The 24,486-nt window shown below is 36.9% G+C and carries 20 protein-coding genes; 12 read left to right on the top strand and 8 right to left on the bottom strand.

Features of this window, described 5'->3' with window-relative positions; all coding sequences use genetic code 11:
- The first annotated feature begins 135 nt into the window (after positions 1-135).
- Entirely contained in the window at positions 136-1,788 is a 1,653-nt protein-coding gene (gene pyrG, locus QM481_RS07030; protein ID WP_166552421.1) for a CTP synthase, read from the top strand.
- Positions 1,789-2,242: 454 nt separating this feature from the next.
- On the top strand, positions 2,243-4,090 hold the full coding sequence (yidC, locus tag QM481_RS07035; RefSeq protein ID WP_166552422.1) for a membrane protein insertase YidC: 1,848 nt from the start codon (positions 2,243-2,245) through the stop codon (positions 4,088-4,090).
- 154 nt (positions 4,091-4,244) lie between these two features.
- On the opposite strand, the gene QM481_RS07040 is transcribed toward yidC, so the two are convergent.
- A complete protein-coding gene (locus QM481_RS07040) occupies positions 4,245-4,694 on the bottom strand; it encodes a GNAT family N-acetyltransferase (protein ID WP_283381215.1) in 450 nt (149 codons plus the stop codon).
- A 131-nt stretch (positions 4,695-4,825) separates the two neighbouring features.
- On the opposite strand from QM481_RS07040, the gene QM481_RS07045 reads away from it, so the two are divergent.
- From QM481_RS07045 to QM481_RS07060, 4 genes are all read left to right on the top strand, one after another.
- Positions 4,826-6,433 (top strand): ABC transporter substrate-binding protein, encoded by a 1,608-nt coding sequence (locus QM481_RS07045; RefSeq protein ID WP_283381216.1) that lies wholly within the window; start codon positions 4,826-4,828, stop codon positions 6,431-6,433.
- Positions 6,434-6,467: 34 nt separating this feature from the next.
- Positions 6,468-7,760 carry a glutamate-1-semialdehyde 2,1-aminomutase gene (hemL, locus tag QM481_RS07050; protein WP_283381217.1) on the top strand — a complete coding sequence of 431 codons (1,293 nt, stop codon included), beginning with the start codon at positions 6,468-6,470 and terminating at the stop codon, positions 7,758-7,760.
- A 102-nt stretch (positions 7,761-7,862) separates the two neighbouring features.
- Entirely contained in the window at positions 7,863-8,231 is a 369-nt protein-coding gene (locus QM481_RS07055) for a hypothetical protein (RefSeq protein ID WP_283381218.1), read from the top strand.
- Positions 8,232-8,350: 119 nt separating this feature from the next.
- A complete protein-coding gene (locus tag QM481_RS07060) occupies positions 8,351-9,361 on the top strand; it encodes a glycosyltransferase family 2 protein (RefSeq protein WP_283381219.1) in 1,011 nt (336 codons plus the stop codon).
- A 261-nt stretch (positions 9,362-9,622) separates the two neighbouring features.
- On the opposite strand, the gene rfaD is transcribed toward QM481_RS07060, so the two are convergent.
- Positions 9,623-10,588 carry an ADP-glyceromanno-heptose 6-epimerase gene (gene rfaD, locus QM481_RS07065; RefSeq protein ID WP_166553808.1) on the bottom strand — a complete coding sequence of 322 codons (966 nt, stop codon included), beginning with the start codon at positions 10,586-10,588 and terminating at the stop codon, positions 9,623-9,625.
- A gap of 800 nt (positions 10,589-11,388) precedes the next feature.
- On the opposite strand from rfaD, the gene QM481_RS07070 reads away from it, so the two are divergent.
- Together QM481_RS07070 and lpxB are read left to right on the top strand one after the other, a co-directional pair.
- Positions 11,389-11,808, top strand: coding sequence for a 6-pyruvoyl trahydropterin synthase family protein (locus QM481_RS07070; RefSeq protein WP_095162818.1), 420 nt, complete (start codon positions 11,389-11,391; stop codon positions 11,806-11,808).
- A gap of 77 nt (positions 11,809-11,885) precedes the next feature.
- The gene (lpxB, locus tag QM481_RS07075) at positions 11,886-12,992 is read left to right on the top strand and encodes a lipid-A-disaccharide synthase (protein WP_283381220.1); all 1,107 of its coding nucleotides are present in this window, start codon (positions 11,886-11,888) and stop codon (positions 12,990-12,992) included.
- A gap of 67 nt (positions 12,993-13,059) precedes the next feature.
- Here the strand turns inward: lpxB and QM481_RS07080 are convergent, their stop codons facing one another.
- The 4 genes from QM481_RS07080 to QM481_RS07095 form a co-directional block, all read right to left on the bottom strand.
- On the bottom strand, positions 13,060-13,626 hold the full coding sequence (locus QM481_RS07080; protein WP_283381221.1) for a 1-acyl-sn-glycerol-3-phosphate acyltransferase: 567 nt from the start codon (positions 13,624-13,626) through the stop codon (positions 13,060-13,062).
- A gap of 171 nt (positions 13,627-13,797) precedes the next feature.
- The gene (locus tag QM481_RS07085) at positions 13,798-14,985 is read right to left on the bottom strand and encodes a site-2 protease family protein (RefSeq protein ID WP_283381222.1); all 1,188 of its coding nucleotides are present in this window, start codon (positions 14,983-14,985) and stop codon (positions 13,798-13,800) included.
- Positions 14,975-15,595 carry an HAD family hydrolase gene (locus tag QM481_RS07090; RefSeq protein ID WP_283381223.1) on the bottom strand — a complete coding sequence of 207 codons (621 nt, stop codon included), beginning with the start codon at positions 15,593-15,595 and terminating at the stop codon, positions 14,975-14,977. Before QM481_RS07090 ends, QM481_RS07085 begins: the two co-directional genes overlap by 11 nt.
- A 119-nt stretch (positions 15,596-15,714) precedes the next feature.
- The gene (locus tag QM481_RS07095; protein WP_166553813.1) at positions 15,715-16,668 is read right to left on the bottom strand and encodes an acetyl-CoA carboxylase carboxyltransferase subunit alpha; all 954 of its coding nucleotides are present in this window, start codon (positions 16,666-16,668) and stop codon (positions 15,715-15,717) included.
- 469 nt (positions 16,669-17,137) lie between these two features.
- Between QM481_RS07095 and QM481_RS07100 the strand changes: the two genes are divergently transcribed.
- Positions 17,138-18,457 carry a gluconate:H+ symporter gene (locus tag QM481_RS07100; RefSeq protein ID WP_283381224.1) on the top strand — a complete coding sequence of 440 codons (1,320 nt, stop codon included), beginning with the start codon at positions 17,138-17,140 and terminating at the stop codon, positions 18,455-18,457.
- A 475-nt stretch (positions 18,458-18,932) separates the two neighbouring features.
- Positions 18,933-19,739: a glycine-rich domain-containing protein gene (locus QM481_RS07105; RefSeq protein WP_283381225.1), complete on the top strand. Its 807-nt coding sequence runs from the start codon at positions 18,933-18,935 to the stop codon at positions 19,737-19,739.
- Positions 19,740-19,864: 125 nt separating this feature from the next.
- On the opposite strand, the gene QM481_RS07110 is transcribed toward QM481_RS07105, so the two are convergent.
- Both QM481_RS07110 and QM481_RS07115 read right to left on the bottom strand, forming a co-directional pair.
- A complete protein-coding gene (locus QM481_RS07110; protein ID WP_166553815.1) occupies positions 19,865-21,295 on the bottom strand; it encodes an MBL fold metallo-hydrolase RNA specificity domain-containing protein in 1,431 nt (476 codons plus the stop codon).
- Between the two features lie 511 nt (positions 21,296-21,806).
- Positions 21,807-22,472 (bottom strand): CAP domain-containing protein, encoded by a 666-nt coding sequence (locus tag QM481_RS07115; RefSeq protein ID WP_283369093.1) that lies wholly within the window; start codon positions 22,470-22,472, stop codon positions 21,807-21,809.
- A 202-nt stretch (positions 22,473-22,674) separates the two neighbouring features.
- Between QM481_RS07115 and QM481_RS07120 the strand changes: the two genes are divergently transcribed.
- Positions 22,675-23,121 carry a hypothetical protein gene (locus QM481_RS07120; protein ID WP_283381226.1) on the top strand — a complete coding sequence of 149 codons (447 nt, stop codon included), beginning with the start codon at positions 22,675-22,677 and terminating at the stop codon, positions 23,119-23,121.
- Between the two features lie 145 nt (positions 23,122-23,266).
- Entirely contained in the window at positions 23,267-24,478 is a 1,212-nt protein-coding gene (locus QM481_RS07125) for a PepSY-associated TM helix domain-containing protein (protein WP_283381227.1), read from the top strand.
- Positions 24,479-24,486: the final 8 nt, after the last annotated feature.

Below are 24,486 nucleotides of genomic sequence, written 5' to 3' on the forward strand. Positions count from 1 at the left end.
TTCTAAGTAATTTTCTTACCTTTGTATCCCGTAACCATAGTTTCGGATTTTCTAAAATGAAATCTTCTTTGGGAAATCTGAAACGTCCATGAACTTTCGTTCATCGGAAAATTCACAAATCAATCATTTCTTACAATGTCAGGTAAAGGGCAACCTAAAACCGCGAAATACATCTTTGTTACGGGCGGTGTGACTTCTTCATTAGGCAAAGGTATTATTGCCTCATCATTAGCAAAACTTCTGCAAGCCAGAGGATTATCGGTAACTATTCAAAAATTTGACCCGTATATCAATATCGATCCGGGTACACTTAACCCTTATGAGCATGGGGAGTGTTATGTAACCAACGATGGCGCTGAAACTGACCTTGACTTGGGTCACTATGAGCGTTTCTTGGGCGTACCAACTTCACAAGCAAACAACATTACAACTGGTCGTATTTACTACAATGTAATCACAAAGGAACGTCGTGGTGATTATTTGGGTAAAACCGTTCAAGTAGTTCCTCACATCACGGATGAAATCAAAAGAAGCATCTTGTTGTTGGGCGAAACTGGTGAATACGACGTCGTAATCACTGAAATCGGTGGTTGCGTGGGTGACATCGAGTCACTTCCATTTATTGAGGCTACTCGTCAATTAAAATGGGATTTAGGTGAGAAAAACACGTTGTTTATCCACCTAACATTGGTTCCATATTTGGCATCAGCGGGTGAGCTTAAAACAAAACCAACTCAACACTCAGTACGTCAATTGTCAGAATCTGGTATTCAGCCTGATATTTTGGTATGTCGTACAGAGCATCCTCTTCCACAAGATATGCGTCGCAAAATTGCCCTATTCTGCAACGTATCTGCCAACGATGTGATTGAGGCTATGGACGCTGAGACTATCTATGATGTACCTTTATTGATGCGTAAAGAAAAATTAGACGCAAGAGTATTGTACAAATTAGATATTTACAATGACCGTGATGCAGACTTAGACCAATGGAAAGCGTTCTTGGGTAAATTGAAAAACCCTACAGAACAAATCACGATCGGTTTGGTTGGTAAATATGTAGAATTGAAAGACTCGTATAAATCTATTGCTGAAGCAATTATTCACGCGGGTGCGGTTTGTGAAACAAAAGTAAATATTCGTTGGATTTCTTCTGAAACGCTAATCGATGCTGGTTATGAAAGCAGATTGGCTAACTTGGATGGTATCTTGGTAGCGCCAGGTTTTGGTGAGCGTGGTATCGAAGGTAAAATCAACGCTGTAAAATATGCCCGTGAGCACAAAATTCCATTCTTTGGTATTTGCTTGGGTATGCAATGTGCCGTAATCGAGTTTTCTCGTAACGTATTGGGTCTTGCTGAGGCACACTCTTCAGAAATGAATCCTGAAACAGCACATCCTGTAATCGACATCATGGCTGAGCAAAAGGATATTACCAACAAAGGTGGTACAATGCGTTTGGGTGCTTATGGTTGTAAAATCGAAAAAGGCTCATTGGCTCATAGTATCTACGGAAAATTGAATATCCAAGAGCGTCACCGTCACCGTTATGAGTTCAACAATAATTATTTTGAACAAATCAAAGCGGCTGGAATGGTTCCTACAGGTATCAATACAGACTCTGGTTTGGTAGAGATTGTTGAAATCAAAGATCATCCATTCTTTATTGGTGTTCAATTCCACCCAGAATATAAATCAACGGTGGTAAATCCTGCTCCGTTGTTCGTACATTTTGTAAAAGCGGCTTTAAAAAATGCTTCTCCAGTAACAAAAGGAACAAGTAAATAACCTTTTGTAAAAAAATACAGCTAAAAAGCCAAGTTCTTTGTAATTTTGCACCGCCAAAGTCGAGGCGGTGCATTTTTATTTCTTTACCATTCGATTTTGACGATTTTAAATATATTGAGGCTGTTTAAACTTTGGGAAATTGCTTGCGTAAGCAATGAATTTATACTGTTACTATTTGAGCGAATCGAGGTGGAACGCCACACCGATTATAAATTCTTGACTTTCTTTTGCTACTTTTCTTGTGTCAAGACAAGAAAAGTAGGGCTTTGCGAAGAGAAAAAATAGTATTTATATACAAACTAAACATTTATTTAACCTTATTCTCAATACGAAAAGACTAGCCAACAGTTACTTTTGTTTTTGCCACAAAATACCAAGGTCAAACTTTTAAATACTACAATTCCAAAAATAACTAGCCTTTTAAAAATGAAAGGCACTTTTAAACAAATACCAAATGGATAGAAATCAAGTCACGGGGCTATTATTGCTGATGGGGATGTTGCTGGGGTACCAGTTTTTCTTTGCTCCGAAAGAAGAACCAAAACAAGCACAAAAGGCGCAAGTTGCACAAACTACTGTACACAAAACAGTAGCTCCAACTACTGATACTGTAGCTTTGAAGGCCGCAGCGGGTGATTTTGCGACGGCGGCTACTGGTGTAGCGCAAGATGTGGTTCTTGAAAACAAAGACATCAAAGTTACTTTCTCTACGCAAGGTGGTAAAGTAAAACAAGTATTGCTCAAGCACTACAAAACATATAATGATTTTGCGGCTCATAAAGAAAATCCTTTGACTATTTATGATGAAGCATTCGACAAACTTTCTTTCGAACTAGCTACTACAAAAGGTAATGTAGACATCAACAAGTTGTTCTTTACTACCCAATCAAAAGGTGGTGTGGTAGCTGAGGGTCAAAAACAATCTGTAACGTTTACATTGGCTCTAGCAAACGGTCAGTCTATCGAACAGACTTATACTTTGGCTGGTGAAGGTTTCTTAGTTGACCAAAACACTCAAATCAAAGGATTGGACGGTTTGTTGAAAAGCCAAACTGCTAAAATCAACTGGATTGAAGAGGTTCGTCCAACAGAAAAAGATTTAAACGAAAACCGTAAGGCTACTGTTAACTACCTAATCGCTGAAGGTGAAGAGTTTGACCAGTTGACAGAAAACCCTACAAGTGCCAACGATGCTACAGTTGAAAAGCCATTAAATTGGTTGACATTCAAGAAAAAGTACTTCTTGTCAGGTTTTATTGCTAAAAACACCCCTATTACTAAAGCACAAATTTGGGCAACACCAAATCCACAAGATTCGGTTAATATCAAAACATTGCGTGCTAACATGGAGGTTTCTTTGGCAGATATGAAAGCTGGTAAAGGACAATATCAATGGTATTTTGGTCCAAACGACTACAACAAAATCAAAGAAATTGCTCCTGCATTTGGTCGTAACGTAAAATTGAGTTATGATATTTTCTTACCAATTACACGTTATGTTTTTGTTCCATTGTTCAATGTCCTTGAAACAGTGTTTAGCAATTATGGTTTATTGATTATTGCTTTGGTGTTGGTGATTAAGTTTGCCTTGTTGCCATTGACATACAAATCGTATGTAAGTATGGCAAAAATGCGTATTCTTCAACCAGAATTGAATGCTATCAAAGAAAAGATAGGTGACGATGCAGCTAAATTGCAACAAGCTCAAATGAAATTGTATGGTGAAGTAGGTGTAAGTCCATTGAGTGGTTGCGTGCCTGTGTTAGCTACCATGCCAATTTTGATGGCGGTATTTATGTTGTTCCCTAACTTGATTAACCTTCGTCAGGAGGCATTCTTGTGGGCAAATGACCTTTCTACTTATGACTCTGTGTGGGATTTGCCATTTAGCATTCCTTTTTACGGTAACCACGTCAGTTTGTTTACTTTGTTGATGACCCTTTCGAGTATTGCATACGGTTATTACAACAACCAAAATACACCAGATCAAGTAGGTCAGCCAATCGATATGAAGAAAATGGCTTATATCACGCCAGTAATCTTTATGTTCGTGATGAACTCACTTCCTGCAGGTATGAGCTTCTATTACTTTGTCTCTAACTTAGTAACGATTTTACAACAAATCGGTATTCGTAAGTTTGTTGACGAAGATAAAATCAAACAGATTTTGGAAGACAACCGTAAGAAAATCGCTGCTGGTGGAGGTAAAAAATCTCGTTTCTCAGAATATTTGCAAAAGCAAATGAAAGCTGCTGAAGAAATGCAGAAACAGCAAAACGATGATAAGAAGAAGAAAAAATAATTATCTGATTTGAGAATTTGAAAATTCGATAATTTGAAAATTATTAATTAATATAAGAATGTCTTCATTGAGAACTAAATTGTTTCTCAATGAAGACATTCTTTTTTTCTTAAATTCTACAATTTTCAAATCTTCAAATCCCCAAATTTCCAAATTAATCTTTCAGCATTTCTATATGCTCAATACCATCTTCGAGATAAATTTCGCTTGTTTGAACAAAGCCAAAAGATTCGTAAAATCCCTTTAGATACAACTGTGCTCCTATCTTGATAGATGAGCCGTAAAGTTCTTCAGCCAATTCGATAGAATTTCTCATTAATTCCTTTCCTACGCCATATTTTCTTACTCTAGGAGAAGTTACCACCCGTCCAATAGACGCCTCTTCATAGGATAACCCTGGAGGAACGATGCGAGTATAGGCTACAATCTGTTGAGTTTCAGTATCAAATCCCATTAGGTGATGACATTTAAAGTCCTTATCATCAAGATCTTGAAACGGACAATTTTGCTCCACAATAAACACTTCGCAACGTAACTGCAAGATTTGATAAAGTTCTGTCGTGCTGAGATTTCTAAAATGTTTATAGTACCAGTTCAAATTCATAAGAGGATAATTAATAGTTTGTGATTTTAGGTTGACAATAGTAAATTTAATAATAATGTCATCAATTACCCCAACTTAATCGGCATTCGTCAAAGTTTATTATATTTGTACAATCACAAATTCCATGAATTATGAAGAAATTATTGTTAGGAGTGTTACTTGTGGCATCATCCTACGGCTTCAGTCAGGCACAAAATAATCTGTCAGAATATGAAGCTCAGTATCAAAAAGCCTTACTTTTCTATCAAAACAATGATTTTGAAAAAGCTAGAATCGCCTTTAGCCAGCTAAGTAACCTTCGTTTTAATAATCCTATTGTTCCTTATTCTTACTATTTTCAAGCTTTGGCTGCCATCAAAGTCGGAAAATATGCCGAGGCAGAATCTAGTTTACAGAATCTTCAATTAAGATACCCAAACTGGGAGAAAAATGAAGAAGTAGCCTATCTCTATGCAACCATTGCGTTTGAGAATAAAGATTATGCAAAAGGACTTCAGATTGCCAATGCCATTAACTCCGATTCTCTTAAAAATGATTTAAAGGATCTGAAGAGAAATTTCCTTTCAGAAATTACTGACCCCAAAAAATTAACCTCATTGAGTGAACAATTTCCTGAAGAAATATTGCTAAAAGAACGTATCCAAGCCAAATCTTCTGAAATGTCTTCAACCAAAGACCTACAGCAATATCGCTTGAATAAGGGATTTCTTAATTTTGCTTTTTTACTCCCAGTAAACATCGACGAACTATCGCCTGACCATCCACGTCGCTCCAACCAATATGTCTTAGATATGTATCAAGGAGCAAAACTGGCAAAAGCACAATTACAAAAGGAAAAAATTAATGTTAACCTTCAGGTATATGATATTTCCAACGAAGGTGATCAAATGCTCGAAGTATTGAATAATGCGTATTTCCAAACTACCGATTTACTGATTGGACCGTTGTACGCTGAAAGTAACAAGTTGGCAAATGCCTATTGTGAGAGTTATCAAATACCGCTTATCAACCCTATTTCTAATAATGAAAAGCTATTAGATATCTTCGATAAGTCATTTTTAGCGCAACCATCTGTCAAAATGCAAGCCATCAAAGCTGCGGAATATGTGACAAAACAGGCATTTTTAGGACGCAATGCTGCTATTTATTATACTTCATCAAGCACAGACTCTCTGTTAGCAGAAGCGTATAAACAAGTACTCGTTAAAAAGGGTTACGATATTGAAGCATTTGTGAAAGTAACCGCCAACTCAGAAGTGATTGCTAGCAAAATTCCGGATAAAAAACTTAGCCATGTTTTTTTGGCAACTTCTGACAAAAAAGCAGGTTTGGCAATGCTCACAGCTTTACAGAAAGATTTATCAACCCCGCTTGTTACCACTGCTGAGGCTTTTCAATCAAGTAATTTGAGTGGCGCTACCGTAGCAGGTAGAGAAATTTACTGTATCGATCCTGAGTTTATCGACAACGAAAATCCAGAAGTAGATAAATTTAAAAAAGAATATTTTGCCAAATATGGAAGCATTCCTTCCTATTATTCGTTCTGTGGATATGATATGACTTTGTTTTGGGGTAGAGTTCTTTCTAAATATGGTATAAACTTCAAAAAAGGGTTAGACGATTTAGATACCTACAAACAATCTTTTTCAACGTCAGGATACGATTACACGCAATCTCAAGATAACCAAGTAGTACCCATTACTACTTTCCAAAATTATAAATTTGTATTAGCTAAATAGTGCATGGGCTACCATCGCATTAATTTTTGACAAAATGACTACTAAAAACAGCCAAGAACTTTTCGACAAAGCTAAAAACTACATCCCTGGCGGTGTAAACTCACCTGTAAGAGCTTTTAGAGCCGTTGGAGGAAATCCTCTTTTCATCAAATCTGCTAAAGGTGCCTACCTTTACGATGAAGATGGAAACGCATTCATCGAACTAATTAACTCATGGGGACCTATGATTTTGGGTCATGCTAATGAGTTGGTCGAAAAAGCAGTTGCCGATGCTATTCAGTTAGGTTTTTCTTATGGTGCCCCTACTCGTCGTGAAGTAGAAATGGCAGAACTCATTACTTCAATCGTACCTTCTGTTGAAAAAGTACGTATGGTAAACTCTGGTACAGAGGCTACAATGTCGGCTATTCGTGTGGCACGTGGTTATACAGGTCGTGACAAAATCATCAAATTCGAAGGTTGTTATCATGGTCATGGTGATTCATTTTTGATTGCAGCAGGTTCTGGGGCAATTACATTTGGACATCCTGACAGTCCAGGCGTAACCAAAGGTGTAGCCAATGATACGCTAACGGCTCCTTATAACGATCTAGCGGCTGTACAAACGCTAGTGGACGCGAATCAAGGTCAAATTGCTTGTATTATCCTTGAGCCAGTAGTTGGTAATATGGGGCTCGTAAAACCAGCAGAGGGCTTCTTGGAGGGACTTCGCCAAATTTGTGATAAAGAAGGTATTGTATTGATTTTTGATGAAGTAATGACTGGTTTTCGCTTGGCGAAAGGCGGCTTCCAAGAACGTTGTGGTGTAACACCTGATATGACGACCATGGGTAAAATTATCGGCGGAGGTATGCCAGTTGGTGCTTACGGTGGTAAAAAAGAAATCATGGATTGTGTTTCGCCTGCGGGTCCTGTATATCAAGCAGGTACACTTTCAGGAAATCCCATTGCGATGGCGGCTGGTCAAGCCATGTTGACTTACTTGAACGAGCATCCAGAAGTATATGAGCGAATCGAAACGGTTGGTAATACCTTAACATCTGGTATTCGTGCCAATATGCAAAAACTTGGTTTGAACTATACACTCAACCATGTTGGTTCAATGTTTACTTTATTCTTTACGGATAAGCCTGTAAACAATTTTGAAGATGCAAAATCATCAGATACAGCGCTATTCGGTAAATTCTTTAACGCGATGCTGAAAAGAGGTATCTATATGGCTCCTTCACAATACGAAGCGATGTTTATCTCTACTGCGTTGACAGACGAACACGTAGCTCAAATCTTGGATGCGAGTTACGAGAGTTTCCAAGAAATCTTAGCATAAGTAAAAGTGATTTGTTAATAGCATATTGGCTATTAGAATACGCTCATATTTTCCATCGAAGGTCAGCAGTTGCTGACCTTTTTTCAAACCTCTCCTTTCAATATGAAACCCTATCTCCTTTCCTTTTTTGTGTGTCTACTACTTTTTTCTTGTGGAAATTCTGAAGTAGATAAACTTCGTGAAGAAAATCGTGTTTTGAAAGAGCAATTACGCACTGCCCAAAACGGTGGTGATTCACATAAGTATATCCTCAAACTCCGTTTGAAACAATCGCATTTATCATTAAGCATCAAAAAGCATATCAAAGATGCCATGAACGCAGTAGATTTTGAGATTCCAGTTGACAAAGAGTTTTATGATAGTGTAGAAGAAGGACAAGAAATTATTGATAATTTCAGATTTGGCTCAATGGTTTTATACGGAAGCTTTGGTGATTGGGAGCTGAAAGTGAAGAAAAAATATGTAAAATGAGTAATTTTGTGGTCTGAAATGTAAGGTTACTCAACTACTATAAACTTGTTGAACTCTCACTTTTCTTTTTTCAACACAAAAATTAAAAATAACTGTTGTTTGAGCACAGCGATTTTTCCATGCGAAATTATTCCATTATTATTCCTGTATATAACCGTCCCGACGAATTAGATGAACTGCTAGCTTGTCTGACAAAACAAACCTACAAAATTTTTGAAGTGGTCGTAGTAGAGGATGGCTCTGCTATAAAAGCTGATAAAATTGTTGAGAAATACCATTCTCAACTAGAGATAACATATATCCAACAACAAAACACAGGTCAGGGGTTTGCACGTAATACAGGTTTTAAGCATGCCAATGGCGATTATTTTATCATTCTAGACTCCGATGCGCTGATAGAACCTAACTATCTGGAAATCGTAGAAAAACAGCTCAATAGCAATTTCCTTGACCTTTACGGAGGTCCCGACCGCGACCATCCTAATTTCACGCCTATCCAAAAAGCCATTAGCTACTCAATGACCTCACTATTTACAACTGGGGGAATTAGAGGAAGTAAAAAAAATCTTGGTGGAACATTTCATCCACGAAGCTTTAATATGGGTATGTCGAAGGAAGTTTATCGCAAAACTCAAGGCTTCATTATTACCCGAATGGGCGAAGATATTGAGTTTTCAATTCGTGCTATCAGTCTTGGCTTTAAGTCTGGACTTATTCCTGAAGCTTTTATTTATCATAAAAGAAGAACCAGTTTTGTGCAGTTTTATAAACAGTTGAGATTTTTTGGGAAAGCAAGAATCAATATCAGTCGCTTTTTTCCTAAAGAACTCAAATTGGTGCATACTTTCCCTATGGTCTTTACCCTTGCCTTGTTTAGTATTCCATTATGGTGGTTGGTGTTCAAACCATTTTTCTATCTGGCTATTGGGGCTTTTGCAATATATACATTACTAAATTTCATTGATTCGACTTTGAAGAATAAAAGTCTACAAGTTGGCTTGCTTAGTATTATTGCTGTTTATGTTCAATTAGTAGGCTATGGTATCGGGTTTATTTCAGAAGGTTGGAAAAAACTTTTTGAAGAAAAAGGATACAAACAGCTAGGCGATAACATCGAATATCCATCCTGATTGAAGTGATAAGTTTTGTGTGTGGAGTTTTGAAAAATTTAGTGGATGAGTGAGTGGTGATTGAGTGATTATTTTAAATATTCTAGCAGTAGAGACGCAATGATTGCGTCTTAAAACCAGTTATATCTAGCATGGTAGTATCAAAAAAAGCGGTCAAAAATAAATTTTTGACCGCTTTTTTAATATGTTTTCGAATGATACATTTTCAGAAGACGCAAAGCATTACGTAACTACAAATAAAAATAATCACTCAATTAATATCTAATAATACTTCTGATCTGCTAAATAATTCTTCACATAATCAGTTACGCCTTCTTCTAAAGTATGGAAAGGTTTTTCGTAACCAATCGACTTTAATTTTGACATATTTGCTTCTGTGAAATATTGATATTTATCACGAATGTCTTCTGGAGTATCGATAAATGAGATATTTGGCTCGAGATTCAATGCGTAGAAGGTATTTTTCACCAAATCCAAGAAGGTTCTTGCCTTACCAGAACCCAAGTTATAAATACCTGAGTTACGACGGTGATGCATTAGGAATAAACAAACCTCTACAACATCTTTTACATACACAAAGTCACGCATTTGTTCGCCATCCTTAAATTCAGGATTATGAGAACGGAACAATTTCATAGCGCCAGTTTTCTGAATTTGGTTAAATGTATGCCAAATCACTGATGCCATGCGACCTTTATGGAATTCGTTTGGTCCGTAAACATTAAAGAACTTCAAGCCAGCCCAGAAGAAAGGCTTTTCTTGTTGTTGTAATGCCCAAATGTCAAAATCATTCTTTGAATCTCCGTAAGGGTTCAAAGGCTTCAATTGAGGAATCAAAGACTCATTATCATCGTAGCCATGCTCACCCAAACCATAAGTAGCTGCCGAAGAAGCATATACCAATGGAATTTGGTAATCATGACATTTTTTCCAAATCTTCTTTGAGTAATTCAAATTCAATTTGTTGAAAATCTCGATATTGAACTCTGTCGTATCTGTACGAGCACCAATGTGAAAGCAGAATTCAACCTCTTGATAGTTTGCATCCAACCACTCAAAAAAGTGTTCGCGGTCTACACGCTCTTGAATCTTTTTCCCTTCAAGATTTTTGTTCTTTTGCTCATCGGAAAAATCGTCAACAGCAATGATATAGTTAAAATTGTCCTCATTCAAGCGTTGAATAAGGCAACTTCCAATAAACCCAGCGGCACCTGTAACAATAATCATAAAATAGAAACTAAAATTGAGTGGTTCTGGAATGTGTTATTTATGAATAAAAACTAATGATTCTCTTGAGAATCGAGAAAAATCCACTCGGAAGATATGGTCAATCATGTTGGATAATAAATAATTCCGAAAGGTAGTATCTCGACTACGTGGTTCTATTATGAACCTGTCTATTTATTAAATCTATATTGTCAAAATCCAATATGCAGGTAAGGAGCAAAGTAATTTTATAAGAATAATTAAGTTGTTTTTAGAGCTACGTTTCTATGACAAAAATCATATCATGAAGTTTAGTGAAACAGACTTAAAATCGAACTATTCCTAGAAAAAGTAAGCAAAAGTACCTAAAGCTTTGCGAAAAACCAATACACTTAACTTTGAAAAAATATAAACTTTTCAAGATTACACTTGTAGGGTATTATGCGAGGTTAGAGTAATAGGCTGATTTACAGAAATATCTTATCTAAAAATAATGAAATAAATTGAACAAATTAAAGACTTTCGTAAAATGATTGTTTTCAGCTTTCTTTTTTGTGAAACTAAAAGCCATTAACTTTGTGTTCTTAATCCACAGATTGGTTTTGCTACGTTTTCCCAACTCCAATCACGGCGATTTTGCTGGTCATCACTCGTAGTTTTGTGCTTGTATAATCTAAGGTTGGCCTAAGGTTAGTTATTAGTAGTTTTTACTTAGAAAATGTAATTACTGTTTTCTATTTTCATTTTTCTCTGATAACTAACATCCCGCTAGCACACATTATCAAGATTTTACGCAAAACGAATAAATTAACTGAAAACAAATGGTTTACGTAGTTCGTAAAGAACACTTCAATGCCGCTCACAGGCTGTATAATCCTAACTGGACAGAGGAAAAGAATCGTGAGGTATTTGGTCCATGTGCAAATGTCAACTGGCACGGACATAATTTTGAGCTTATCGTTACTGTAAAAGGTATTCCAGATCCTGATACAGGCTTTGTAATTGATATGAAAGTGATGAGCCAAATTATCAAAGATGAAATCATCGAGCGTGTTGACCACAAAAACTTAAATCTCGATGTAGATTTTATGCAAGGTAAAATGGCTAGTTGCGAAATTTTTGCCATGGAAATTTGGAAAATATTAGCGCCAAAACTCAATGAGCAAATTCCACACGGACAGCTACACTGCATCGAACTAATCGAAACGCCTAAAAACTCAGTGAAGTATTACGGCGAATAATTGTACTATGTGAAGCTTTGGGCTGATATTCTTGGCTCCTCAAGCAGCCTGAAGCTCTCAGCCTAAAGCCCACATCCATGAAATACTATATCATAGCTGGCGAACGCTCTGGCGATTTGCACGGCTCTAATCTCATCAAAGCAATCCTTCAAAAGGATGCCAACGCCCAAATTCGTGCTTGGGGCGGTGATATGATGCAGGATGCAGGCGCTACGCTTGTTAAACACTACAAGGACATTGCCTTTATGGGCTTTGCCGAGGTCATCAAAAATCTTCCTACTATTCTTGGACTTTTGTCGTTTTGCAAAAAAGACATTCAAGCTTACCAGCCTGATGTGGTCATTCTGATTGACTATGCAGGATTTAATATGCGTGTGGCTAAGTTTGTCAAGTCTATTGGTATCAAAACATTTTATTATATTTCGCCAAAAGTTTGGGCTTGGAATCAATCACGTGCGCTCAATATCAAAAAATTTGTTGACCGAATGTTTGTGATTTTTCCTTTCGAAAAAGACTTTTTCAAAAAATATGATTACGACGTAGACTATGTAGGCAACCCGCTCTTTGATGCTATCGCAGACTTTCAGCCTAAAGCTAATTTTAGAAAAGAAGCTCGTGTAGGTCAAAAGCCAATTATTGCACTTCTTCCAGGTTCGCGACAACAAGAGGTAGCTAAAATCCTACCATTGATGGTAGCGCAAGCCTATAATTTTCCAGATTATCAGTTTGTTATTGCAGGGGTTTCCAACTTACCAAAAGAGCTTTATGCCCGTTGGCAGTCTATTTTTCCGATCAAAGTGGTCTATGACGATGCCTACAATTTGCTTTCTGTGGCTGATGCTGCTTTGGTGACATCTGGAACAGCAACTCTGGAGACTGCCTTGTTGAATGTTCCGCAGGTGGTTTGCTACAAAACCAGTGGTATTTCATTTGCGATCGCCAAAATGGTTATTAAAGTACCATATATCTCTTTGGTAAATTTGGTTGCTCAGAAAAAAATTGTTCCAGAATTAATTCAAAGTGATTTGAATAATATCACGGTTCAAGAAGAACTGAAGAAGATACTAACTCCAGAAGGACGTCAAGCGCAATTGGAAGGATATGCTGAGGTGAGGGCGTTGCTAGGAGACAAAGGAGCTTCTGCAAAAGCTGGCAGTTTAATGGTTGATTATCTATTGAAATAGTTGGAGCTTATGCGCTTGAGTGATTGAGTCATTCTAAAAATTATTACTCAATCACTCATGCACTCAATTAGAGATTTTTCCCGTCCAAATAATTCTTAATCCAAGATTTTTGGACACCTTGTATTTGACTAAAGTAAGTTGCAATTTCTTTAAAATCAGCCTCAACGTTGCTGGTAGGATAAAAAGGTTCTCGCACAAAAACAGTCTTTCTTGGATAATCAAATCCGACTAAAATAATTGGAATATTAGCTCCTTTGGCGACATAATAAAATCCTGTTTTTAACTTCTCGACATTTTTCCGTGTTCCTTCTGGCGCTAATGCTACGTGTAAAGTCTCATTGTTATTAAAAACTTGGACTACTGCATCAACCAAATTGTTATTTTTAGACCTATCTACAGGCATTCCTCCCAAAGTCCTGAACAGCCAGCCAAATGGAGGCTTAAATAATTCTGCTTTGCCGAGGTATACAATTTTTTTACCAATTACAGCCCTTGCTCCTAGCCCAACAGGAAAATCTACCCAACTTGCATGAGGCACTACCGCTACGATACTTTTCTTTAGCGTCACTGGAATGTGTCCTTCAACTTTCCAACCAGCCAGCTTGAATAGTATTATAAATATTTTATTTAGCATAATTTTAAGTGAATTAATATTTCAAGTGAAAATAAGTAAAAAACTATAACAGAAATAATTTCACTGTAAAAATTGCATAGGTCAGGAATATTGGAAGAAAAAAGGCACAAAGTATTTGTCTAAATCAGATTCAAACAAACACTTTGTGCCTTTGTGCCATTTCCTCTATGCTTACTTACTAATATCAATCAACATAAAAGGATGGGGGGTAAAGCAAATGATAAATATTCCTAAAGAAATCCACCCTAAAACTTTACGCTTAGTATCTAGTGGCGAGTCCTCCTCCACATCTGGATGATAGATGCCTAAAAATCTTCCTAGTAAAAAAGCAAATGGAAAAAAACCAGAGAACCCTTGAAAATCCTTTACCACTGGCGTTGCACTCATGACAAATTGAACAACCACCATACTCAAGCTAATAACCCAAGGAGTTAGAGGGTTGGTAGATATTCGGGAGAGACAAGTTTTCAAGAAAAAGATATAGATACCCAACCACAAGAAGAAATCTAAATCAGAGGTATAAGCACTACCTTCAAATCCAATCGACTGAATGTCCTCAATGGTGTACATTCCTATACCCGCATAAAACAAAAATCCAACGAAGATTATCGGTGCTATGGTGTTAAACTTCTTTTTGCCAATAAGACCGTACAAAATATGTCCACCGTCTAATTGTCCAATTGGGAATAAATTTAGAGCAGTAAAAAACAAAGATAGATAACCAGCCCAAAGCAGTGGATAATGCGATAACTCAAAATTAGGTGGTAATAAAGCAGAATCCGCCACATAGTTTTTGAAAAAAAGCATCAACAAATTGTCTCCTAATGTCATTTGTCCGTTAAGCAAATTTGCATTTTTAGACATCTCATGGGCGTAGTTTGCTCCATATTTAACATATTCAGGATGAATTTTGTAGATATAATCCAAGGGAGGTAAATGAGTGAATCCATACCACAACACTCCAAAACCTACTACAAATCCAGCCAAAGGACCTGCAATCCCAATATCAAAATATTGTTTGCGTGTTCTAGTTCTATCAAGAATTCGAATAACAGCACCTAATGTTCCAATACTCATGGCTAAAGCACTTAGCCACATTGGTATGTAATAAGGCAATGTCGTTCGGATTTTATAATACCTAGCCATAAAAAAATGACCAAATTCATGACAGGTGAGAATCGCTAAAAAAGGAATCGAGAACTCAAATCCCTGCCAAAAATCCTGAGGAAATTTAAGAATATCCTTTTCTGGTAAAAAGAAAAAAAAGCGTCCTGTCATTGCCTCCGCTCCTGCCAATGTTGTGGTTATTACTGTTACCACAAACAGCACTAACTGAATCGCTATCGTTTTATTCTTCATCTGCAAACATATCTAAAATCGTAAACTCATTTGGAATAATTTGTTTTACTTGGATACCCACTTTAGCGGCTCCTTCCAAATTTGGTAACATATCGTCTAAAAATAAGGTTTCGGCTGGATCGAGACCTGCCTCCGCCAGAACGGCTTCATAAATATCAGTATGAGGTTTGGCTTTGCCCATTTCGTACGAAAGAAACAACTTAGTAAATAAATCCTCAAGGCGTTTTTCACCAGTACAACGCTCCAAAATCTTATTTACTTCGATAATGTGAATATTACTCGTATTGGATAAAACATAGGTATTATACTTTTGTCCTAAACGCTTAATCAGAGCAATTCTATTTGGGTCAATATCCAACAACAAAGCATTGAAAGCTTTATCGATCTCTTCATCAGAGGCTGAAATGTTCAACTCTTGTCTAAGTAAATCTCTAAATTCAGCGTCAGAATAATGCCCTCTTTCGTAGTTTGTCCAAATCTGCTTTTCTTTCAATAATCTTTCGCCATCTTCCCAAGAAAAGTCCTTTGAAAGCTTTGCTAATTCTTTGTATGTTTCGTTCAGGTTAATGTCGATAACAACGTTTCCTAAGTCAAAAATGATGTTTTTCATAAAATAAATAAACGGTTGATTCGAAGTTTTGTAGACAAAAAAATAAGAGGTAAACGCTGTAATATCATCGTTTTACCTCTTATTAATATGCTTATTTTAGTTGCATTTTTGCTTACTGATTATTCTGTTACTACACCCATCGCTGAGAACTTCTCAATTCTTTGGTCGATTCTTTCTTCTGGTGTCAGTTGAGAAAGCTCTTTGTAAGTTTCAAGAATTACGTTTTTCACGGTTTGTGTAGCCTGCTCGAAATCTAAGTGAGCACCGCCAAGTGGTTCTGGAATGATACCGTCAACCAACTTATTGCCTTTCATATCTTCGGCTGTTAATTTCAATGCCTCTGCCGCTTGCTCTTTGAAATTCCATGTTCTCCAAAGGATTGTTGAACAGTTTTCTGGAGAAATTACAGAATACCAAGCATTTTCTAACATCAATACTCTGTCACCAATCGCAATACCCAAAGCACCACCCGATGCACCTTCACCGATGATAATACAGATTACAGGTACTTTCAACATAAACATATCACGGATGTTGCGAGCAATTGCCTCACCTTGTCCACGTTCTTCGGCTTCTAAACCAGGGAATGCGCCTGGAGTATCAATCAAAGTGACGATTGGCTTATTGAATTTCTCAGCCATTTTCATCAAACGCAAAGCCTTGCGATAACCTTCAGGGTTTGGCATACCAAAGTTACGAAGCTGGCGTTGCTTGGTGTTACGACCTTTTTGCTGACCAATGATCATAAAGGTTTCCTCACCAATTCTACCAAAACCACCAACCATGGCTTTGTCATCTGCAACTGTACGATCTCCGAACAACTCGATGAATTCATCACACATGTGCTCGATATAATCGAGGGTATAAGGGCGCTCAGGATGACGAGACAGCTGAACTCTTTGCCAGCGAGTCAAGTTTGAGAAAGTTTCTTTTTTGAGTTCTTCAATGCTAGCTTCCAATTGAGCCGCAGCTGTCGATACATCTACATTATTATCAATCGCCAATTTTTTCATTTCTGCCAATTTGGCTTCTAATTCGGCTATCGGTTTTTCAAAATCCAAGAGAGTTCGCATTTTGTTGTTGAATTTATCGCATACCCAAGTTTTGCTTGAGCATAGATTAAGTAATAACAATCCTTACGTTAGGAAGATTTTTAGCCCTCAAAGTTAGTCAAAAAGACCTTTCGCAACACGAAATAATCATATTTTTCAAGTAGCTAATCTAACTCAAACTATATTAACACCTCATAATGAAGCACTTATCTAGTATTTTACAAAATGTATTTTACTGATTTGTTTTTATTTTTTTGATAAATCGTTTGGGCAATTTAGGATAATTTCATGAAACAACCATTTTTTTCTCTAGTTTTTATACAATTCTCAAATAATGTGAAGAAGTGCTTTTTCTCAAAAATTAACATTTTTGGACAATTAGCGCTATTCGTCTAAGACCCTATTAAAAAAGTTCTATTTTTTAGAGAAAATACGCTACTTATGTTATTTTTGGCCTACTATCCCAGTAAATACATAAAACCCTTCAAACATGTCTATTTTAATCCTAGTATTAAGTATTTTATTACTTCTAATCCTCATTACTTTTGGAAAACTCAATGCGTTTCTTTCTTTAATTTTCTCAGCGATTTTGGTGGGTATTGCCAAACAAATGCCTTTGGCTGATATTCTAGCCTCTATCCAAAAAGGAATTGGAAGTACGCTTGGCTCACTGATTCTAATTCTTGGCTTAGGAGTCATGCTGGGTAGTTTACTTTCAGAAAGTGGGGCTGCTCAACGAATTAGTCAAGTACTTATTCAATATTTTGGAGCAAAAAGAGTCAAACTAGCGGTATTACTCACAGGTTTTGTGGTGGGTATTGCCATGTTTTATAATGCAGGATTCGTGATTTTGATGCCGATGGTATTCTCCGTAGCACTCAACACTGGTCAGCCTATGATTTATGTAGGTATCGCCATGGCATCAGCTTTATCGGTTACTCATGGTTTTTTACCTCCTCACCCTGGTCCTACGACGATTGCTGTGTTGTTCAAGGCAGACATTGGCAAAACGCTAATTTATGGCTTAATGGTAGCCGTTCCTACCTTGATTATGGCGGGCTTAGTTTTTCCAGAATTTATCAAAAATATCTCTTCAAATCCTCCAAAAGGTTTGTTCGAAACCAAACAATTCAAAGAAGAAGAGATGCCCAGCTTTGGTTTGAGTATCTTGACAGCCCTGATTCCTGTGGTTTTAATGGGAATGGCGACCGCAAGCGAGTTGAGTATGGACACCAACTCAGCTTTACACCATTATTTGAAGTTCTTGGGTGACCCGAGTATTTCTATGTTGATTGCTGTGACTTTTGCTCTGATATTTTTAGGCGTTCGTCGTGGAAAAACGATGGAATATTTAATGGAAAAAACAGGAGGAGCTATTAGTTCGGCATCAATGATTATCATGATTATTGCAGCAGGTGGCGCATTCAAACAAGTATTAACTGATAGTGGCATCGGAACAGATATAGCTACTGCCTTTCAAGACTCGACTTTATCTCCTTTAGTTTTAGGTTGGTTAATTGCCACCATTATCCGAATAGCTTTAGGTTCGGCGACTATCGCAGGCTTAACAGCAGCAGGTATTATTCAGCCGTTGATGGCTACCACACAAGTAAGCCCTGAGTTGATGGTTCTGTCGATTGGTGCAGGAAGCTTGATGTGCTCGCATGTTAACGATACAGGTTTTTGGATGTTTAAAGAATACTTTGGCTTGAGCATTAAGGATACCTTCAAAACTTGGTCGGTAATGGAAACGATTGTTGGGATTATGGGTTTGATAGGCGTATTAGTTCTTAATTCTTTTGTAGTATAAAGCTTAACCTTAATTAATCAGATATGAGTCATTCTGAATTTTAAGGATTAGGTTATATTAAACATGAGTCATCCCGAATTTAGTGATTTAGCGAGTGAGTGATTATGTGAAAATTTGTACGCAATGATTGCGTCTTAAGCTGAGTAAAATCATGCATAGTAGCATCAAAAAAGCGGTCGAAAAATATTTTTCGACCGCTTTTTTGATAAAAATGTGGAGAATAATCCCAATCCTAAAAATTTGGGATGACTCATGTTTTGATGCTATATTTTAAAATAACACTGCTTAAGACGCAATCATTGCGTCTCTACTGCCAGAATACAAATTTTCACCTAACCACACATCTGCTAAATCACTAAATTGCTAAATGAGGAATGATTTATGCTTATTTCCCCTATACAAAAATTAAGTAAAACATTTGGAAATACCGAATATAATCTATATATTTTATATAGAAATAAAACCTCTATTGTTTATGATTCCTCAACAAAACCTGGATTTATGGAAACGTATCCAACAGTTTGAATTGGATATTCCAAATGTAGCTTTTCCCTTTTCAAAAAGGCTTGCACGGGAAAATGGTTGGACGCATGGCTATGCATTAAAAGTCATTGAAGAGTACAAAAAATTTATCTTTCTCTGTTGTATTAGTCCCACTCCTATTACCCCATCTGATGAAGTTGACCAAGCTTGGCATTTACACCTGACCTACACGCAATCTTATTGGATAGATTTTTGTCAAAACATCCTACACAAACAAATACACCACAACCCTACAGAAGGTGGCAATCAAGAAGCCCACAAATTCGATAACTACTACAGTAAAAGTTTACAATTTTATCAAGAAATATTCGATATTGCTCCTCCACAAGATATTTGGCGACCACATCAAGAGCGATTTGGGAAACAACAATTCCAACGATTAGATACCAATAACTACTGGTTGATTCCAAAAAACACCTTCTTCAATTCGATTAACCCTATCCTTATTTCATTCTTCATAATTGGTTGTTTGTTCTTATTTGTTCGTGCATCAGGTTCTGGTATCTTTTGGGCAATTTCTGGTATCATAGGAATACTAGTAGCTATTGTTTTAGCCTCACAACAAGGCTCAAACACAAATCATGATGAAAGAGCGAAAGTAGACTCAGGATGTGGAGCTACATTTTTTACCGATAGTGGCGACGCTGGACATGCAGGTGACGGTGGTGGGCACGGGTGCAGTGGCTGTGGTAGCGGATGCAGTGGTTGTAGTGGTGGATGTAGCGGTTGTGGCAGTTAATGCACCACTAATAATTCAGCATGATTTTACTACAAAAAAGGCGATCGAAAAACCTATTTCGACCGCCTTATATAATTTTATATGTGTTATTATTCTGATTCGACAACTCAAATCAGAAACTGATTTTATAGCTCGTAAGATTGTCCTTTTTCAGGCATTTCTACATTTGAATAACCTTTTTCTTCCAAAATTCCTTTGAAGGTCACCATACTTTCTTCTTCGCCGTGCACAAGGAAAACCTTTTTCACACGCTCTGGTTTATGCTTTCCAACAAACTTTAATAAATCATTTTGGTCGCCATGTCCGCTGAATACATCGATTTTCTCGACTGTTGCCAAAACAGGCAATTCAACGTCTTTGATACGAAGTGTTTTTTGTCCGTGCATCAATTTCCATCCTAAAGTACCTTCAGAAGCAAAACCAACTAATAAAATGGTACAGTACACATTATTGATATTGGCAGCAATATGTTGTTCGACACGTCCCCCCGACACCATACCAGATGCCGAAATGATAATACAAGGCTCGGTATAATTCGAAATAGCTCTACTTGCTTTTTCAGATTGAATATACTGTAGGTTTTCGAAGTCAAACAAACCGTCGTTTTCTTCATAAAACTCTTGAGCAGCCTTGTTCAACTGACGAACATTCTTCTGATAAATCTTTGTACTCGCATACGCCAAAGGCGAATCACTAAATACTTTGATAGGCTTGAAACCTCGTTCGGTATAAAGCTTATTGAGCGTGTAAAGCAAAGCTTGTGTACGTCCTACAGAAAATGCTGGGATAATCAAACGTCCTGGCAAATCGATACAAGCTCGTTGAATCACTTTAGCCAAAGCATCTTCTGGGCTGATTTTATCCTCGTGCAAACGCGCACCGTAGGTTGTTTCACAAACCACATAATCAGTCTCAGGCAACTCGCTTGACGGGTCTAACAGAAGAGGGTAATTATCTCTACCGATGTCTCCAGAAAAACAAATACTTTTCTTTACTCCGTTATCTAATGTCTCTAATATAATGTGGGCTGCTCCTAATAAATGTCCTGCAGGGACAAAGGTAATCCACACACCATCTTTGACTTTAAAGCGTCGGTTAAACTGAATCGTAACAAAATTACTCATCGTATCCTCGACATCTTTCTGTAGGTAAAGATCCCCCTTTACCATCAAGCGGTCCATTTTTTTCTTCTTCTTCTTACTATCTCCTTCAGCTTGCTTCAGTTTTTTGTAGTTCAAACTCGCCGCATCGTACAAAAGAATCTCCGCTAATTCGGCCGTAGGAGGCGTACATAGCACTTGTCCTTCATAACCTTCACGGTATAACATGGGAATGTTTCCTGAATGGTCGATATGTGCATGAGTTAACAGAACCAAATTGACCTGAGCAGCTTCGAAGGGGAAGAACGGTTGATAACCAGTAACGGGTTGCGTAAAATCCAATTCACGCTCCATGTCCGTACCACAATCAATCAGAATCTTGTAATCGTCTTCGAGTTCAAGCAGGTACATACTACCTGTTACTTGTCTCGAAGCACCCCAAAATGTTAATTTCATTGGTCTATATTTCTGTCTTCGTATATCAAATCAATTTTGAGATATAACAAAATGACTTTTTTCCTTATTGGGCAAATATTTCTTTATCTCCTGCACAAATACATTTTAATTTTGCCAAAAGTCATTTTTATCTCGCACCAGTGGTTTACTTATTTTGATACAATTCTCTATAAATAACCCAAAAAGTTACGAATCAATAATTGCAATAAACAGAGGATGAGATAGATGGACTTATCAAACATTTGGTTCTTCGAATCCAACCACTAAATACCTCTCGATTTTTCTGTCAGCAAATGCCAACAATGAAGAACCTTTTATTCGTAATTTATGGGAAAGCGGGCTTTGCCAATATGCAGAGAAACTGTATTTTTATTGGTGCTATCTGACAAAGATACCTAAAAACAGGCATTTTTTGGTCACTTTTTCAAAAGATAGCACAACTTCCTGCAACTTAAGTCTATTTTTGGATAACACAAGAAATACCCGCATAGTTTGGCACTACTTAAAGTTTTTATTCGGGTAAGGGTTCTGAAGCAAAATCTTGGGTGAGTCTAGCAAAAGGACCTTCTTCGGTCGAGTAGGGACGTTTACAGATTTGCACAGCACATCCAATAAGGCGCATTTCGGGGTGTAAAATATTACGTCTGTGAGGTTTTGACTCCATCCACAAACGAAGTGCTTCTTCAGCAAATGTCCCATAAGACATCATTTTGTAAGGTCGATGTGTACGACAATCCATATATCGATATTCGCCATTGGACATCCTTTCGGGGCAAAAATCATTTGGAGTATCTATCAAATCAATTTCAGCAATATTTTCGGCTAATTCAAAGTAGCGCCTGTCAAATTGTTCCACTCGGTCATCCAAATTTCGAAGACTTTTATTGTAAGGATTTTGATGGTCGTAAAAATCTTTATTAATCATTGCCTCCGAATGATTTCGGGCAGCACGATAAAGCCCCTCTCCTAGTTTGAATGGAGGTAAACCATATTTTTTCCGTATCAAATTAGTCTGATGAAAAATCGCGGCATCTAACAATTCATAGTCAGGAGTAACAGGATTTATGGGCATTTGTAATTGGGGCAACTTACTGAAAGCCTCGGCAGATAGTTGGTAATATTGCGTTGGTTCCGTAAATAAAAAGTGAGTTAGGAAAAATGTGAGAAGGCTTATCATTTGTCTATGTCGTGAATTGAAAGTATTGAGACAAAAATATTAATGTATCAATCGTTAGCTCTTATCTATCTTTTATACATCTAAACTTCAAGAACCGCTTCTTTCAAAACGGATTTCTTCTGAAAAACTTATAGACCCATTGTTCAGAAATTCAAATTTGACTAAAAACAAGTAAGTTTATCATTATGAAAAGCTACGGGATATGAACACGGTAATATTAAAGTCAATCACAAGCCTGATAATTATATTTCTTTGGAGTTGTTCCAAAGGGAAGCAAAGTGATGATAAAATCAACATTTTAAATCAATCACTCAATGATGAAGTATTTCGAAAAGAGCTTTCTTTTACTTTCCATAATACTCCTCCAATTTTGGTTTTAGATACTATTGTTGATAAAAAGACGGCTCAAAATATATTGTTTCAAAATCAAAGAATTGGCATAGCTCTCAAGGATTCTACACAATTAGGTAGTTGGAAAAGTGATTGGCGTCATCCAAAATTTTATATCTCAGTTGATTCATTCAAAATAGCAGAAAACAATGCCCATATTGAATTAACTGTACACTCTGTCGAAAAGTGGTTTATTTTTACCTATCAAAAAAAACAAGGAGAATGGATTAAAATCAAGGAAGAAGTCAGACAATTCTAAAATTTATCCTAATACGTTCAGATTGCACTTTTTTTATTTATAATAATTCTAAATAATTATTGCTTTTTAAAAATTAGCACCTTTACTTTGTGTTATTATTTTTAATAAGTCTAAATAAATACAATGCTTTTGAACTAAATCTATCATGTCTTTCAAAAAAACTATTGGGAAACTTCATCTTTGGCTTGGCCTAAGCACTGGTCTTATTGTGTTTATTGTAAGCATTACTGGAGCCATGTATGTATTTAAGGAGGAAATACAAGGCATCATTCGGAAGGAGTATAAATATCACCATGAGCCAAACATTGCCCAAAAGCATACGCTCCCACTCCGCAAAATAGAAGCGCTGGTCAATCAGCAAACGCATGAAAGGTATCCTTTACATTGGGTCGAAATTCCACTGAATAAAGCGCAGAGTTATAAGTTTGTCTATCATGAATCCAATAAGAATGGTTGGAATTACTTTGACAGATTAGTGATATATAAAACTGCATACGTCAACCCATTTACGGGAAAAGTACTGGCGGTCTTTGACGAGAAAAATGGCTTTTTTAATATCGTAAAATTCATTCACTGGAGCTTATTATTGAGAAATGATTGGGGCAAATACATCGTCGGTATTCCAGTATTAATCTTTATTATTTCCTTGATTTCGGGGATTATTTTGTGGTGGCCCAAAAACAAATCAGCCGCTAAACAGCGTTTTTGGTTTTCTTGGAAAAATGTCAAAAACTGGCGTCGCAAAAATTATGACTTGCACAATGTCCTAGGGTTTTATTCTTCCTTTTTTGCCTTAATTATTGCGATAACGGGTATTTTCTATTCATTCTTTGCGGTAAAAGCCTTAATCTATTTTACATTTTCGGGAGGACAAATCAAGTATCCTGATTTTTCAAATTACAAAACTTCGGCACCGATTGAGCAGAGAAGTGCTCAAACTATCGACAGAATTTCACAACAAGTCGAACAACGCTTTCCTCATGCTTATGGCTATCGCATTGATTTGGGGCAAGCCCATTTAGACGACCATAAACATGAAAATCTATCGGTTTTTGTGAAAGAATTATCCTACTCTTACCATAAAAATCATAATCTTATTTTCGACGAAAATTCTGGTAAACTCCTACATGTGCACAAACATCAAGACAAAAATCTAGGAGAAAAAGCCATTGCTGCCAATTACGATGTCCATGTAGGGTCAATTTTTGGAATATGGTCTAAAATATTGGCCTTTGTGGTAAGTCTGATTTGTGCGAGTCTACCCATAAGCGGATTCCTCATTTGGTGGGGTCGTCGAAAGAAGAAAAATGTAACATCAAGCAAAAAACAAATTTTGACAGAAACTGTCACTCACTAATGTAACAA

Source organism: Flectobacillus rivi, from assembly GCF_030056655.1.
In the GTDB taxonomy this organism is placed as follows: Bacteria; Bacteroidota; Bacteroidia; order Cytophagales; family Spirosomataceae; genus Flectobacillus; species Flectobacillus rivi.